We start from the raw sequence: 16,038 nt of genomic DNA on the forward strand, positions 1-16,038 counted from the left end.
TCCGAGTTAAATCATAAGGGCCGTTGAAGACTACGACGTTGATAGGTTGGATGTGGAAGCGCAGTGATGCGTGAAGCTGGCCAATACTAATGACCCGAAAGCTTGACCATACAACCCCGAAAGGTTTAAAGGCAAGGTTACCATTAGATAGTAAAGAGTTAAGCACAAAGCTTGTACTGAACATTTTTAAATACAGATTTGTCTGGCGACCATAGTGCTGTAGTCCCACCTGTCCCCATTCCGAACACAGAAGTGAAATGCAGTAACGCCGATGGTAGTGCAACGTACGATTGTGTGAGAGTAGGTCATCGCCAGGCTTAAATTTTCCTGACAAAGCCCGCTGAGTAGAAACTCAGCGGGCTTTGTCGCATCTGCACATCCCATAAATCCCACCTCATCCGGGCCGGTCTGGCCCTGCGTCCCAGCCCGTCCCGGGCAGCAGCTGCTCTGCAGCCATCCAGAGCCCAGCCTGACACTTTCTGTTACTGAATATAAAGCATACATGGCATCTCAGCTCAAGAATCCAGGCATGGAGCCGGCCTCCGCTTCCTCTCATTGCGCAGCATCCCACTCCATCGCATCCCATCCCATCCCATCCCATTCCATCCTATCTGTTCTTCCCACACTGCGCTCTATGGAGCTTCCAGTACCGCCTGCAGCAGGGCCAGCACCGCCTGCCGGACTGCCGGCCAGGTGGTCATTCTGCGAGCCTCAATACATCTGACATAGCGCTGCTGGCTGCGGCTGCGGATTCGGTGCCGTAGCAGTTGAGGTTGTCGGGGCAGGGGCACCTGGCGCTGAAATCACTGGCGAGTGCAGCCCTTTTGATATAATGCCCATATTCTGATGAATATCATCAGTATGCTGCTGTGCCCGCCTGGGGGCAGCGGCCTTGCGATATCCCCTGATTATTCAGCTTATTTGCAGCTGTGTCAGCATATGCTGTAACTGCTGCTCGAAAGCCTCTGTAGCGTCTGCCGCGTTGCTGTGTCTGCTGCTTGTGCGTGTCAGCTGCTGCTGACGGACAGCCGGGCTCCGGGTAAAGAGGGCTGCAGCGCAGCCAGGTCATCATGAGACGGATCTGTGCTGTGCAGTGCTTTGCCGTGCCGTGCCGTGCCATGCTGAGCTTATGTATGTGGGGGGTGGTTATGGTCCGGCATTGTGAGAGGGCGACTTGGGAATTTTTCAGCCTTATACCTACAAGCAGAGAAGTATTCTGATCCTTCTGCCGCTGATGATGCTGGCTATCTGCACCTGGGCTTTAAGTCCGGCTACCTCTCCGGGGCTCGATGCAAGTCAGCGCGAGGTGCTGCTGCTGACCGCACGTATCTTCTTTCCTGGCCTCTTTGTCATTGCAGTGGCCATGGTGGTTCCTGCCTTTGACCGGGTCTTTCAGCTGGCAACGGTAACCACTGTCTATGTGCTCTCCCTGATGTTACTGCCGGCTCATCTGCCGGAAATTCTTGACAGCCCCATTGTGTGCGTGCTGATGGCAGTGTCGTCGCTGCTGGCGCTCTTCCCCTATGACTCAATGGAGGAGGACGGATTTAGCAACCATACCAGGCGCATGATTGTTACCCTGTTCTTCGTGGCAGGGCTGCCTCTGAGCACCATGATTTCCGTATCTTTCATTGTCAGGCAGATTGATGTCTTCGTGCTCTATACCATGGAGGGGACCTTTGGTGACGGTCTGCTTTCGGTAATCTATGTGCCTCTTTACATACTGCTGCAGTCTCTGGGCATGCATGACATGCTGGGAAATCTGGTCTCTGTAAGCTATCACAGCCGCATGGTTACCTCTTTTGTTAACACAGTCATTGTGTGCAATATATTCGCTCTGCCAGCCACCATTTTCTTCAGATCACTGTTTACCCGCTCCCACGTCAAACTCTTTCTTACCTTGCTGGTAGTAATCTGCATTATGACCAGCTCAATAGGCACCTGCGTCTCACTGACGCTGCTGTTGCTGCTTATCTTCTTTCCGGGAGCCTTTGGTGCCCTGCTTATAACAGGCATGTGCTGTTTCCTGCTTTCGTACTACATGCAGATACCGGCCATTACTACTGTAGAAAACCTCTACCTGCCTGATCTGAACTACAACGAAGCCCGCAGCTTCTTCAGCATGGATAACAGCAATTTCGGAGTGCTGGTCGGCTTTGCAGTACTGCTGCCATGCGTGATCATTGAGCTTTCCATGGTACTCAAGCGTGACAGTATTCTGGACCGCCGCCGCAAGCTGCGTAACATAGCCACCGGTTATGCTCTTAACGCCAACAGTTCACCGGAGCTGGTGCTTCTTGCATGGCTGCGCGCCCTTGGGGGTATCAGTAATATTTCCGATGTTGAGGAGGATGGCAGCTGGCTGTATATCCAGGTTGTCAACATGGATCTGGTGTCCCAGACCACTCTCAACTCGCTGGTGCCCAACAAAATGCTCATAGACAGTGTGAACAAGCTCTACCTGTGCGATGTAGGTGATCAGAGCCGATTTCTCCACCAGCGTCTGAGCAAGTTCATTGAAAACAACTATGCTCAGGGCGAGAACGAGGTTCCGCTGAGTACTCCTTTTAAAATCGAGCCAATGCCATACATTCACGATAATGGCTCCTAGCATCGCGCCAGCAGGCCTGGGCCCGGTATGTCCAGACGGCCACCCGGTTGCATGCACGGCAGGGGCGGCATCGGCAGCCGGGGCTGCAGGGGCAGCCCGAACAGATTGTTCATTCAGGGCCCGGACGGGCCCTTACTTTGAGGTTTATATGACTACAGATCAGCAATGGAAACAGGTTTCCCTTATCACCGATGGTGAGAAGTCAGAAGAGGTTTCCGATATTCTGTTCTTTCTGGGAGCAGTTTCCGTAACCTTTGAGGACGCTAAAGACGATCCTGTTCTGGAGCCAAAACCAGGTGAGCAGCGCGTCTGGCCTAATACCCGTGTTATTGGACTTTTTGAGAAGGGTACTGACACCGATCCTGTAGTTTCCTATCTCTCGCAGCTTTATGGCGACCACTATCCAATTGCTGCCCATGATCTTGAGGACAGAGACTGGGTACGTGCCTGGATGGAAAACTTCAAGCCAATTAAGTGCGGCAGGAATCTGTGGATTACCCCTTCATGGTGCACCATCGATGAAGGCATCAGCGTAGTGCTTGATCCTGGTCTGGCTTTCGGTACCGGCTCACATCCTACTACTCACATGTGCCTGGGCTTCCTTGACTCCCTTGGCGATGAGTTAAAGGACCGTGAGGTAGTGGACTTTGGCTGCGGATCAGGCGTGCTGGCCATTGCCGCCCTCAAGCTTGGTGCTGCCCGGGCCTACGGTATCGATATTGACCCTCAGGCGATTCTGGCCAGCCGCGACAACGCTCAGCGCAACCAGGTAGCTGACCGTCTTGAGCTTTTTGAGGGTGACAGCAGTGGCGTGCCTCAGTGTCCTGTTGTAGTGGCTAATATTCTGGCCGGTCCTCTGGCTGAGCTTGAGCCTGTGATTGCCTCTCTGTGTGCCCCGGGCGGCCGCCTTGCACTTTCTGGTATTCTTGACAGCCAGGCTCAGGAAGTCATCGACGCATACTCAAAGGACTTCACCATCGACTACACAAAGAATGAAAAGGAGTGGGTACTGATCGCTGCAACACGCAAGCAGTAATCCTCCCGACCGCACCGGCTGCTGCCGGTCTGTCAGTTGCCATGGCAGTGCCATGGTCTGTGAGCCATGGCCTGGGGCCATGGCCGACATGGAACATGTACGGCGAGGGTCATGGCCATAGCCATATCTGGGGCTCTGTTCTGAAACGGGACAGGGCCCTCGTTATTTGTATCAGCCACTACCATGTGCTCTGATGGTCAGATAACATGAAAGCATTGAGGATAGTCAGAGCACCATATGCTCGTACAGATACGGTTAACAGCTGTAGTTCTGGCGATCCAGATGGTGCCCGCAAAAGGAAACAGATCAGTGAAAATCAAGATTCTGGTACTTAACAGTGACAGTCTGGCTGCCCAGTCTGTAAGTGATAACCGCATCAGTCACGGCTTCAGTCAGAACACCAGGTCTGGCACTGCAGGAGATATGCTGCAAGGCTCTTCATATAACCGTCTGCTGTCATTGCCTGCCATGCTGGCCCGACAGGTGCGCTTTGCTCTTGATGATGTCTGTCAGGTGCTCTGTCAGGCACCGGGAGCTCCAGAGGATGAGCCTGATGCCGTGCATAAGGCCAATGACAACTCGGCTGCTTCAGACAGCCGTGTGCTTGCTGCAGCCAGCTTCATGGACAGCTGTGATTTCTACACCCTTGATGAGGGGGCTGATCTGGACTGCTCCTATATTTGCAGCCATTTTGATTTCATCTTCTTTTTCTTCCATACCCACATTACCAGACAGCTCTGTCTCAACGAGTCACTCATTGCCCTGCTGACCCGTGAGAACTGTCCGCCTTTCATGCTCTTTAATGTTCAGGCTCAAAGCTCACTGTTAAAAGAAATCTCTGAGGGCTCAGACAGTGCAGATAGTGCATACATTGGCAGCAGCCATGCCTCCTTGCTGCTTGAGAAGATTATGCCTTCTGCAGTGTCAGTGTGGCTGGTAAGTCCTGAGGTCCAGGAGGGCCAAAGCTGTGATAACCATGAGGCATCTGCAGCTGCGCCTGCTGCAGGTGAGAGCTTTGCGGCTGCTGAGGATTTTGCTGAGTTCTACAAGAAGCTGGGCATCAGCGCTGCAGGGATGAAAGAGGGCCTCAACGGCTATCTGAGCTTCAACCGAACCGCCAGCTCGATAAGCTTTAACAGCACTGCTGCTCTGTTAAGCGGCTGGCTCAAGTGGAATGAAAGCCTGTCAGCAGGATCTGATGAGTGCAGCGCAGACAGGCATGGCTGTCAGGATGACCCGGCATGCTGCCCGGACTGCAGCTGCAGCGGCGGCATCACCGGCGGAGCTGCAGGTGCAGCTGCAGGCGCAGCAGGGGCCGGGGCGGCTGCCTGCAGCGCCAGTCGCAGGCCTGAATATGCCCAGGTAAGACAGCTTGCTGATGATACTGATGCCATGGCTGGACTTTTTGGCCCTCAGGGCCGTCCTTTTACTATGGCTGTAAGCTCGCAGCTGCTGGTACGCAGTCTTGCCTTTGGCATCAGTCCATGGGGTGCATCACTGTTAAGACGGCTTCGTGACCTCTGGCCTCAGGCCCGTATTGTGGTGTTCATGGGCAGCAGCTGGTATTCATGGGTCAACTGCTTTGACAAAGATACGGTTATTTCCGGAGCCACTGAGAGTCTGCTCGAAAGGGGCCTTAAGGGTATGGCCTCTGGCAGCTGCGGGGGCAAAGGCATAAGGGGCAATGGCGTCAGTGGTAAAGGCGTCAGTGGTAAAGGCGCTGTCAGTGCCGGATCAGCTGTTACCGGGGCACTCAATCAGGCTGTTTTTGAGCTTATCAAGACAGAGCTTTTCAAAGCCCAGGAAGACCTGCCTCCTTTCCCTGAATGTCTTGATGGTGGCTGGTACAACGCCGCCATGCATCGCAGATGTAAGCAGTATGCTCAGGTAATCGATGATTGCATTATTGATTATCAGTACAGTGATTTTGCCTCGCTTAACATTGACCTGATGATAAGTGACAGTGTCTTTGAGCAAATCATGGCTCTTGGTCATGGTATTGCCTGTCTGGGACTGAGCATTGATATGGACCGCTCAGCCTCCATGTCCATGGAGGACTTTGCCATCTTCAACGCAGCCTCCCTGGACTTTACTGATATCAACCTGCCTCTTGCCATGTCCATGTATCCTGCCTTGCATGACAAAGGTCTGATGCGCATGTTCAATGAGGTAGGGCACTATGGCGCGCCAGGAGCAGAGCCGGGCAGTGCCGGACTGCACCTGCCACAGCTGAGCCTCAGAGGCATACTTGAAAAGGGACCTGAATGTGAGCTCAGCCGTCTTGCATCGAGCTTTGATTACACAGCAGTTAACGTCCTTACCGATCTTATGGTGCGCCAGAGCGCGGCTGTAATGGTGGACATGGCCGCTGCCCATACCGCACGCAAGGGTACTGATACAGTCCCGGGCATCAGATACCCTGGCAAACTGAGCAGGGCTGAAAGCGTTGTTGCCCAGACAGACCACGGGCTGCAGGTGGCTCAGCTGTCCAATTACACCAGTTCTCAGCGCTATCAGGTGCAGTGGGCTTTCCTGCAGTACCTGGCTTTGATTACCAGCGCTGCATTGAGACCTGACATTGTCAGCTCCACTGCCTTGCAGGCTGATTTGAGCAGGGTCTCTGTGCCTGCTTTAAACAGAGATCATGGACTGTTCGTCAATCAGGAAGCATGCATTCTCAGCTTTGGCTGCTCGCGCGGGCAGGAGGCCTGTGAGCTGTTAACTCTCTTTAATAATCAGTGTGTACGCGGCATTGATATCAGCCCTGATGCTATTGCCAGTGCCCGACAGATGGCAGTAAATCTCGCAAGTAATCCCAAAGATGCTGTTAAGTATGCCGGCTGGGTCCGCAGTGCTCAGGATGCTGCCCTGCTCAAAGACGATAACATGCTCCATACTTTTGCCGTTGATGTTGCTTTCAATGGCTTTAAAGGCAGTATGGCCTTTGCTGATTCTCAGGAGTTTAAAAACTGTATTCTTAAGAGCATGAACGAGGATCAGCAGGCCAGCAGAAGGGGAATAGAACCTGACATAAACGAAAGAAGGTTCAACATGGTAACTGCCATGACTGTGCTGTGCCGTCATCCTGATACTGTTGGTATGAAAGACTGCAGCAGTATTTATCCTTTTGCCCAGTTTGACAGTCTGGCAGGCTACCTGGACAGTCTGGTTCAGAAAAACGGTCTGCTGTGTATCTTCAACGCCAACTACGCTTTTGAGGACAGCAGCGTAGCCGGCAAGTACATAAGACTGTTCCCATTTGCACGCGATGTAAGGATCACTGCCATGAATGACAGCGTTACTGCTGCACAGGCCGGTAAGAGTCTGCTTGCAGCTGCAGGGGAGAGCAGCAGTGGCATCAGTGAGATCTGTCTGCCTGAGTCTCTGGTAACCATGCTCAGTCAGGCCCGTGCCGATGAAATTCATGGCTATGTCAGCCGCTTTGACTCAGATTCCCATGCTGTTGGTGATGCCGACAGAGGCACAATCTTCCTTAAAATCTCCGACTGATCGTCACGCATGGCGCTCATGCGCCTTGACAGCGGCTGCTGCCTTGCGCGCGCCAGAGCGGCGGGACGGCGGGGCAGCGCCCAGGCGCCTCAGTGCACTGTCGGCGCAGGCAGCTGTGAGGCTGCATGGGCGGGCGCCTCCTTGTGATACTGGTCAGTTGAGCTTATTTGCTTTGGGGCAGGGCCAAAAGGCTGCTGCCCCTTATTTTTCCGTAGCGGTCACGAAACGCTGTTGTGCCGGTGTGAAAATGCCGCCAGGACATGCAGTCCTTGCCTGGTGATAAGAAAAAATGGGCTATAATGTTAGACCCCCTGAACAAAATGTTTCAAGTGCAGCCGGACAGGAAGTGCCGTCTGCAGGCAGCCGTGCATGTCAAGGTGTCTTAATTGAAGACCGCGCCTGTAAATGAGGCTTTTTCATACAGGCATATGACATGAAAAACATTTTGCAGGCTGATATCAAGGGATACTTCAGTTGACAGTCTTGAGGAGAGCTGAAAATGGCCAGAATTAGACCTCGTGAGCGTGCTGCAATTATTCAGTCACTGCGCGCAGGCGTTACCCCCAGAGTAGGTCTGGAGCATATACAGGTAGGCCGCGTAAACGAAGTTAAGGCCATGATTGAAGAGCTCGAGCGAGTCTGTAATGGCGGCAGCACCTTCAAGGTGGTAGTAGGTGACTTTGGTGCCGGTAAGAGCTTCTTTTTACAGCTGGTGCGCTACCTGGCTCTGGAAAAGGGCATGGTGGTGGTCAATGCTGATCTGGCTCCGGATCGCCGTCTGCAGGCATCAGGCGGTCAGGCCCGTTCTCTTTATCAGGAACTGATGCGCAACATGGCTACCCGCGCTCACCCTGAGGGCAATGCCATTGTTCCGGTAATCGAAAAGTTCATCACCACTCAGATTACCGCAGCTGAAGAAACAGGCGAGAGCGTTGAGAGCGTGATCAAAAAGCGTCTGCACTCCCTGTCTGAGCTGGTAGACGGCTTTGACTTTGCTCAGGTAGTAGCCCGTTACTATGAGGGCTATGACACTGGTAATGACGATCTCAAGCAGTCTGCTATCCGCTATCTGCGCGGTGAGTATGCCACCAGAACTGAAGCCCGCAGCGAGCTGGGCGTTCGTGGCATTGTTACTGACAGCTCCATTTACGATCACCTCAAGCTCATGGCCCGCTTCGTCTGTCAGGCCGGCTACAAGGGTCTGCTGGTCAACCTCGATGAGATGGTAAATCTCTACAAGTTGCCATCCTCACGCTCCCGCAGTGCCAACTACGAGCAGATCCTGCGCATCCTCAATGACTGTCTGCAGGGAACAGCCGAAAACATCGGCTTCATGCTCGGTGGCACCACCGATTTCCTGTGCGATACCAGAAAGGGCCTGTACAGCTACGAAGCTCTGCGCTCCCGTCTTGCTGAAAACACCTTTGCCGAGATCGCCAACGTGGTCGATTACCACGGTCCTGTGCTCAAGCTTGAAAACCTCTCTCCAGAGGAGCTGTTCGTACTGCTGAGCAATATCCGTAACGTCTTTGCCAATGGTGATGAGTCCAGGTATCTGCTGCCAGATGAGGCTCTGACCGCATTCCTGCGTCACTGCTCTCAGAACATTGGTGAGTCTTACTTCAGAACTCCACGTAACACCATTAAGGCCTTTGTTGATCTGCTCTCCGTTATCGAGCAGAACCCTGAGATCAAGTGGGAGTCCCTGATCTCCGGCATTACCCTGGAAAACGAGCTTGATCCTTCCCTGGTAACTCTCAACCAGGGCCACGGCTCTGTGAACAATGACAGCAATGACGATGACGAACTGGTAACCTTCCAGCTCTAAATTTCAGCGCAGCTGCAGGCCAGCTCCTGCTTTGATGCTGCCCATTCAGGCCCACTCAGGGACTTCATAAGGGGACCTGCGGTGGGCCTGATCGTTTACGCTCACTATCTTTTCAGTCCTTATTTCCATCACCGCACATCTTGCGCTCACCACCTCAGGCCAGCAAGGCGTGGCCCGGCACCAGGCCAGGGACCTGGGCCTGGGCCTTGCGTGGCACCGGACCTGGCGTGGCCTTGCACCAGGCCAGGGGCAGGCCATGGGCCCGGCCTGCTGGCGCTGCACCTTGCCCATGAGTCAGGCCTTAGCCTTACTTCGGGGCGGGCGGTGTCGGCTGCACTGTGGGCCTGTGTGGTTTTCAAATTTCAGGGAGGCTGTCATGGCCGATCAAGATTATCTGGCAATGCTTCACCCTCTAATCTGCCGCTGGATTGGCAGACAGGGATGGAAAGATCTGCATCCTATTCAGAAAGCGGCTATCAGGCCGGTACTGGAGCACAAAAAGGATGTCATCATCTCAGCCTCGACAGCCTCTGGTAAAACCGAGGCTGCATTTTTGCCTGTGCTTACCTGGATTAAGCAGCACGAAAAGAAAATCAAGGGCGTATCAGTTCTATACATCAGTCCGCTCAAGGCTCTGATTAACGATCAGGCCCGCCGCCTTATGGACATGGCAGAGCCTGTGGGCATCAAAATTACCCCATGGCATGGTGATGTGGCCGTCAACAGAAAAAGCGGCCTGCTCAAGGACCCTTCAGGTATAGTGCTTATCACCCCTGAATCTCTTGAGTCTCTGCTCATCAATCAGAAATCAATCTTTCAGGAAGCATTTGGGGATCTGAGCTATATCGTTATCGACGAGTTCCATGCCCTGATGGGCAAAAGCCGTGGTTATCAGCTGCAGTCCCAGCTGCACCGCATTGAAAACCTGATTCACAAGATTCCGGTGCGTATAGCCATCTCAGCTACTTTCTCCCGTGACATTGGCTCTGTGGCCTCCTATCTGCGTGCCGGTAACAGCTCCAACACCGACTGCTGTCTGGTAACTGCATCATCCAATACCACTACCGCCCTGGCGGTTAAAATTCTGGGCTACAGCATTCCCAAGACTCTTGAGCAGGAGCCGCGTCTTATTACTCCGGTCATGCATGCTCAGGCCATTGAAAAAGTAGCTGCCGATATCTACCGTCTGCTGCGCGGCAAGAACAATCTCGTGTTCACCAATTCACGTGCTGATACTGAGCAGCTGGCTACCACTCTGCGTGATCTTTGCCATCGCAATATGGTGCCTGAGGAGTTCTTCCCTCATCACGGCTCGCTTTCGCGTGAACTGCGTGAAACTCTGGAGCACCGTCTGCAGGACGGCCGCATGCCGACCACGGCTATCTGTACCTCAACTCTGGAGCTGGGTATCGATATTTCCGATGTGCAGTCCATTGCCCAGTTTGCTCCGCCGGTAACAGTAGCCTCCCTGCGTCAGCGTCTGGGCCGATCTGGCCGCCGTGACGGTACAGCTGTACTGCGCCTGTTTATTCCTGAGTACGATCCGGCTATCAACCGCCTGTCCTCCATGCTCTGTGAGGACACTGTGCTCAGCGCTGCCACAGTAAACCTGCTGCTCCAGCGCTGGTATGAGCCGCCACTTGAAAAGGAGTACGGCTTTTCCACTCTGATTCAGCAGACTCTGTCAGTCATTGCCTCCCATGGCTCTGCATCGGCAAGCAACCTGTATGCGCTGTTGTGCCGTACTGGTCCTTTTGGCATGACTACACCGGACATGTATGCCCGTCTGCTGCGTGAGCTGGGCAAATACGATCTCATCATTCAGATGCAGGACGGTACCCTGACCCTTGGTCTTGAGGGCGAAAAGCTGGTATCCAATTACGAGTTCTTTGCGGCCTTTAACAATAACAGGGACTACCGCATCGACTTTGAGGGCAAGACCATTGGCCGTATTCCGCTGTTGAGCACGCTCTCTGAAGATGAGACTTTCCTTTTTGCCGGCAAGGCATGGCGCGTTATCTACTTTAACGAGCACAAGCGTGTCATTGGCGTAAAGCCAAGCCAGTCCAAGACCAGCGGCCTGCCTCTTTCAGGTGTGGGCGGTCAGGTGCATGATGCCATTCGTGAGGAAATGCACCGTATCTACATAACAGGTGAGGCTCCTCCATGTCTGGACAGAGTGGCCCGCGAAAACTTTGAGCAGGGAAGAGCCTGTTTCTTCCGCTATGAGCTTGATAAAAAGGTAATGGTGACAGGACCGGCCGGACTTGCGCTGTTTCCATGGAAGGGTGATCGCATTCTTGAGACTGTGGTGCTGCTGCTCAATCGTCACTCTATTGATGCCAGCCGCAACGGCTCTCACATTGAGCTTGAGTATGCCAGCCTCAATAATCTCAAGACTGCAGTTAACGCTATCCGTGCCGGAGGCGCCGTAGAGCCTCAGGAGCTGCTCAAGAAGGTGAAGAATCTGGACTGGGAGAAGTTCAACTGCTATCTGCCAGCCGATCTCAAGTACATCACCTATGCCCATACCCATCTTGATATGGATGGAGCACTGGCCTTCTTTGACCGCCTGGCCTCCGAGCTCTGAGACGTCATGGCAGCCGGCCCGGCTGGCTGGCCAGCAGGCCTGCGGGCAGGCGGGCCTGCACCGCACAGCTGATGCTGTGGCGGGGCGGGCGCTGTCAGCTGGGGCGTGGCCCTTAAATAAGCGCTTATGTAACTGTTTTTTTCACTGACTATGGCAAAAGCCGCAGGATGCGGAAAAATGTAGTATTTTAGCCCCAGGTATCATATGCCTGTCAGGTAAGCCGCACCTGGAGCAAATGATTATCCTTGCTTAACCGGCTGTCAGGCCGCACGTTGATCCGATCGAGATAAGATTCGGGAAGAGGTTTTAATGCAGATCATTAGACGAGCCAATGTTGACGACTCACACCTGAACACCCTGGTGTGTGATCCGGTGCTGCGCCAGATCCTTGCCCGTCGTGGTGTCAAAAGCCAGGATGATCTTGAGGTAGGTCTCAAGAACATTTTCCCGCCTGATCGTCTTACCGATATCGACAAGGCCTCGACCATCATTGCCCGGGCCATTATGGACAAAAAGCGCATCATGATTGCCGGCGATTACGATATCGACGGCATGACCGGTACCGCTCTGGGCGTGCGCTGTCTCAAGGCCTTTGGTGTCAATGAAAACCTCATTACCTACTACGTGCCCTCACGCTATGCTGACGGCTACGGTCTTAATACCCGCATTGTCGAGCGCGCCATTCACTCGCGCATTGACCTCATTGTGACCGTTGATAATGGCATTACCGCCTTTGATGCCGTTGCCCTGGCACGCCGTCATGGTATCAGTGTGGTTATTACTGACCATCATGAAGTGCAGGCCACTCTGCCTGATGCTGATGCCGTGGTGGATCCTAAAAGACGTGATGACACCTTCCCGTCCAAACATCTGTGCGGTGCCGGAGTACTCTTTTATGTCATGAGTGCCGTGCGCTCCCGTCTTATTGAAATGGGCTATTACGCCAGCCTCAAGGATTCTCCAAGTATGGGCCAGTTCCTTGATCTGGTTACTCTTGGTACCATTGGCGATGTCATGTCATTTGATACCAACAACAGGCGCATTATCAAGGCCGGTATGAAGCGTATCAGCAAGGGCAAAAGCATTCCTGGCATTCAGGCGCTGCTGAGCTACCTCAAGGTAGATCCGGCAAAGATCAGGGTCAAAAACATCTCCCATGAGCTCTGTCCGCGCTTTAACGCCGCTACCCGTATAAACATTGCTCAGAATCCGGCCATTCTCAATCTGACCAATGACGACTTCAATCTGGCCATGCTCTTTGCCCGTCAGCTCGACCTGTGCAACAAGCGCCGCATGGACCATGAAAAGATCATGATCAGCCGTGCCCTTGCCCTGTATAAGGAAGAGCGCCTGAGAGCTCAGGAGCTGCGTGCCGCCATGAGTGCAGACAGCAGCAAGAGCGCCGACGCCGGTACCGGCACCGACGGAAATGCAGGAGTGCCTGGCATGGCGGGAGCCCCTGACATGGCCATGCTGCGCTCAGCAGCTGCCGAAGCTGACCGCATTAATACCAATGACCGTCTGATTTACTCAGATGCCGATGATATCGCTGATGCCTACAACAGCTTTGATCAGGCCGTAAGCCTGTCCATGGCTCAGGATGACGGCATTGTTCTGTACGATGACTCTTTCTTAAAGGGCCTGTGCGGACTGGTAGCCAACCGTATCAAGGAGCGCTACAACAAGCCATGCATTATCTTCAGCTCCGACAATGCCGCCTTTGATGACAGCAATATCAACCTCATGGGCATCATCGACAACAACGGCTCCTCAGTGCCACCGGCTCTGCAGATGCCTGCTGCTGATGCAGCTGCCGCTGCAGCCGGTGCCACCGGTACCACCGGAGCAGCCGCTGCAGCCGGCACCACTGGTATCACCGGAGCAGCCGCTGCAACCGATGACGATGGTCTGGACAGTGATGAGGACGTGCTGGAGCCGGGCCTTAAGTCCAAAGTCTTTGGCGCTCAGGAGGAAGTTCCTGAGAATGTGGGCATGAGGGTAAGAAACTCGGCCAAGCTGGTTTCAGCTGCCTCGGGCATTATGCCGAGCATGACCTGTGATCTCTTTGATGATACTGAGCATTATGAGGACGAGGGCGACATCCCGCTGGTAGGATCAGCCAGATCGGTTAAGGGCACCGATCTCATGAAGGTATTTGCCCTGATTAAAGAGCAGGATCCTGATATTTTCCTTACCTGTGGCGGTCATGCCGTAGCAGCCGGTGCCTCTATCCGTACCCGTGATCTGGAGCGCTTCAAAGTACTCTTCAGTGCTGCCTGCGCCCAGTGCAGGGGGGATGCTCAGCAGGAGGAGTCAGTAGTAAGCGAGTGTCTGCTGCCTGATGCCTATCTGTGCCTTGATTTTGCCCGTGATCTTGAATACTTCGGCCCATGGGGCAAGGACTTTGAGGAGCCGGTATTTGACGGCGAGTTCCTGGTAGACAGCGTCAACATATTGCGCAACCGCCATCTCAAGGTCATTCTGCGCTCACCGGGCAACCGTGTGGTCGAGGGCATCAAGTTCAGAGCCAATGCCAAAGAAAAAGCCATTACCGAGGGCTCACGTGTTCGCGCTGTCTATACCCTGGGTATCGACCGCTACATGGACCGCGAACGTCTCCAGCTCTACATCGACGCCATCGAGCCGTTCTAGCCCGCCGCCGTCGCCGCCGTAGCCGGAGCTGCAGCCACCAGACACCGCTGCAGCCACCTGGCTGCGCCAGCCGGCGCTCTGCCAGTCGTCCTGAAAACAGCAAAGCCCTGATATGTCTTACATATCAGGGCTTTGCGTTATGTGAAGTCCAGTCAGGGACAATGCAGGTCATGGCTCTGCCCGGCCAGGCCTGGTCAGGGGCCGGACATGGACCTGAATTGCCGGCTATGCGCTCTTAACTGGAGCTCTTGCTCTTGCTCTGAACCTTCTCGTTAAGACGGCGCTCGCAGTACATTGCAGCACCGATGATGCCGGCCAGGTTGAGGGTCTCGGCAGGGATAACGCGGGCTGAGCCTACGCTTAAACGATCAGAGAACTTATCAAACTTCTTGGAGGCGCCACCGCCCAGGATAAAGAGATCTGGCTGGACCAGGAATTCGATACGGTTTAAGTACTCATTAAAGCGCTTGCCGAACTCCTTCCACTTGAGGTCGAGTTTTTCACGGGCAGAATCGGAGCAGTAACGCTCGGCATCATCGCCATTGAGTATGATGTGGCCCATTTCAAAGTTTGGCAGAAGCTCGCCCCTGAAGAACATGGCGGTACCAAGGCCGGTGCCGATGGTGACGATAAGCACCTTGCCCATCTCGTTACGGCCGGCGCCAAAGCACATTTCAGCAAGGCCGGCTACGTCAGCGTCATTGGCAACGTATACATCGGTACCGAGCTCTTTGGAGAGCATGTTCTCGACATGAACATTAACCCAGCTCTTGTCGATGTTGGCAGCAGTAAGTACTACGCCATTGATAACGCGGGCAGGGAAGCCGCAGGCTACTGGGCCCTTGTATCCAATGGTTTCTACCAGCTCTTTAATGGTTGCGGCCACGGCCTGAGGAGTGGACGGCTGTGGGGTCTTAATACGGACACGCTCAGTTAAAAGCTTGCCGGTAGTGGTATCAACCACAGCGCCCTTGATGCCGCTGCCACCGATGTCTACACCTAATAATTCCATCTTGTTTTCAGGGAACAGTTCCGGGACCTGCAATGGTGCTGATCTTTACCATAAAGCCCGCTGTAACGGGGATCACCATGGCCATTACGGCTGCAGGGACTGCATCCCTCTCCTGTTAAATCAGTGTTGTTCCAGGCCACAGCTCTGCAGGACCACCTGAGGGCACGTGACTGTATGTGGTGAGATGACCCTTGCAAGGACTTAAGCTGCACTGCGCCCAGCCTGCCGCAGAGCTCAGTGAGGCACTGCGCCCAGCCTGCCGCAGAGCTCAGTGAGGCTCTGCGCTCAGCCTGCCGCAGCACTCAGTGAGGCTCTGTGCCCAGCCTGCCGCAGAGCTAAATTATGCACAGCTTGCAGCACGGCAGGCTTAAGGTTATGGCTGATGCCACCTGGCAGAACCTGAGGCACGGCTGTGTCAGTATTCATCTTGCAGGGTTGATTTTAATTATATATTTACGGACCGCCTTTGTATGTATGGCGCTCTGTGCAATCAGTACTCTGATCACAAAAACAGACAAAAGCCGCTGCCTTGCAACGGTCGAACGTCCACGTGCACGCAAATCGCTATTATCATGTTTGTGAGCGTCTGGTAAAAGAGGGTGATGCATGTTGACAGTACAATAAACAGGAGAAACATGCTGTTGCTGTGTGCACTGCTGTCAGGCCGTACCGTACAGTGAATTTCACGGTGTTAAGGGGCGGGCGCTCTTGAGGTGTAAGAGCTACGGGGCTTGTCCACAGGCGGCCTGGGCACACTTGCCATGGTTTTTGCAAAAACTGGCACTTAATATGCTCATAC

7 protein-coding genes and 2 rRNA genes are annotated in these 16,038 nt (G+C 53.9%); 8 read left to right on the forward strand and 1 reads right to left on the reverse strand.

Going from position 1 to position 16,038, the window contains the following annotated elements; genetic code table 11:
- The 8 genes from MXE41_RS02020 to MXE41_RS02055 form a co-directional block, all read left to right on the forward strand.
- Positions 1-110 (forward strand): 23S ribosomal RNA (locus MXE41_RS02020); the annotation flags it as partial.
- Positions 111-201: 91 nt separating this feature from the next.
- A 5S ribosomal RNA gene (gene rrf / locus MXE41_RS02025) occupies positions 202-317 on the forward strand.
- Between the two features lie 857 nt (positions 318-1,174).
- On the forward strand, positions 1,175-2,611 hold the full coding sequence (locus tag MXE41_RS02030) for a hypothetical protein (protein WP_247099179.1): 1,437 nt from the start codon (positions 1,175-1,177) through the stop codon (positions 2,609-2,611).
- A 148-nt stretch (positions 2,612-2,759) separates the two neighbouring features.
- Complete coding sequence (gene prmA, locus MXE41_RS02035; RefSeq protein ID WP_247099180.1) at positions 2,760-3,647, forward strand: 50S ribosomal protein L11 methyltransferase; 888 nt, start codon at positions 2,760-2,762, stop codon at positions 3,645-3,647.
- A 309-nt stretch (positions 3,648-3,956) separates the two neighbouring features.
- Entirely contained in the window at positions 3,957-7,157 is a 3,201-nt protein-coding gene (locus MXE41_RS02040) for a class I SAM-dependent methyltransferase (protein WP_247099181.1), read from the forward strand.
- Between the two features lie 499 nt (positions 7,158-7,656).
- Positions 7,657-8,985: an ATP-binding protein gene (locus MXE41_RS02045; RefSeq protein ID WP_247099182.1), complete on the forward strand. Its 1,329-nt coding sequence runs from the start codon at positions 7,657-7,659 to the stop codon at positions 8,983-8,985.
- Between the two features lie 376 nt (positions 8,986-9,361).
- A complete protein-coding gene (locus tag MXE41_RS02050; RefSeq protein WP_247099183.1) occupies positions 9,362-11,575 on the forward strand; it encodes a DEAD/DEAH box helicase in 2,214 nt (737 codons plus the stop codon).
- A gap of 309 nt (positions 11,576-11,884) precedes the next feature.
- A complete protein-coding gene (locus MXE41_RS02055) occupies positions 11,885-14,227 on the forward strand; it encodes a DHH family phosphoesterase (RefSeq protein ID WP_247099184.1) in 2,343 nt (780 codons plus the stop codon).
- A gap of 235 nt (positions 14,228-14,462) precedes the next feature.
- On the opposite strand, the gene ppgK is transcribed toward MXE41_RS02055, so the two are convergent.
- Positions 14,463-15,239 (reverse strand): polyphosphate--glucose phosphotransferase, encoded by a 777-nt coding sequence (gene ppgK / locus MXE41_RS02060; protein WP_247099185.1) that lies wholly within the window; start codon positions 15,237-15,239, stop codon positions 14,463-14,465.
- Between the last annotated feature and the right edge of the window lie 799 nt (positions 15,240-16,038).

It is taken from the genome of Anaerobiospirillum sp. NML120449 (assembly GCF_023051105.1).
Lineage (GTDB): Bacteria > Pseudomonadota > Gammaproteobacteria > Enterobacterales > Succinivibrionaceae > Anaerobiospirillum.

What these genes read in the sequence shown, in the direction of transcription:
- MXE41_RS02050 (WP_247099183.1), top strand. Translation starts at nt 9,362, where the DNA reads ATGGCCGATCAAGATTATCTGGCAATGCTTCACCCTCTAATCTGCCGC.
- MXE41_RS02045 (WP_247099182.1), top strand. Translation starts at nt 7,657, where the DNA reads ATGGCCAGAATTAGACCTCGTGAGCGTGCTGCAATTATTCAGTCACTG.
- ppgK (WP_247099185.1), bottom strand. Translation starts at nt 15,239, where the DNA reads ATGGAATTATTAGGTGTAGACATCGGTGGCAGCGGCATCAAGGGCGCT.
- prmA (WP_247099180.1), top strand. Translation starts at nt 2,760, where the DNA reads ATGACTACAGATCAGCAATGGAAACAGGTTTCCCTTATCACCGATGGT.
- MXE41_RS02055 (WP_247099184.1), top strand. Translation starts at nt 11,885, where the DNA reads ATGCAGATCATTAGACGAGCCAATGTTGACGACTCACACCTGAACACC.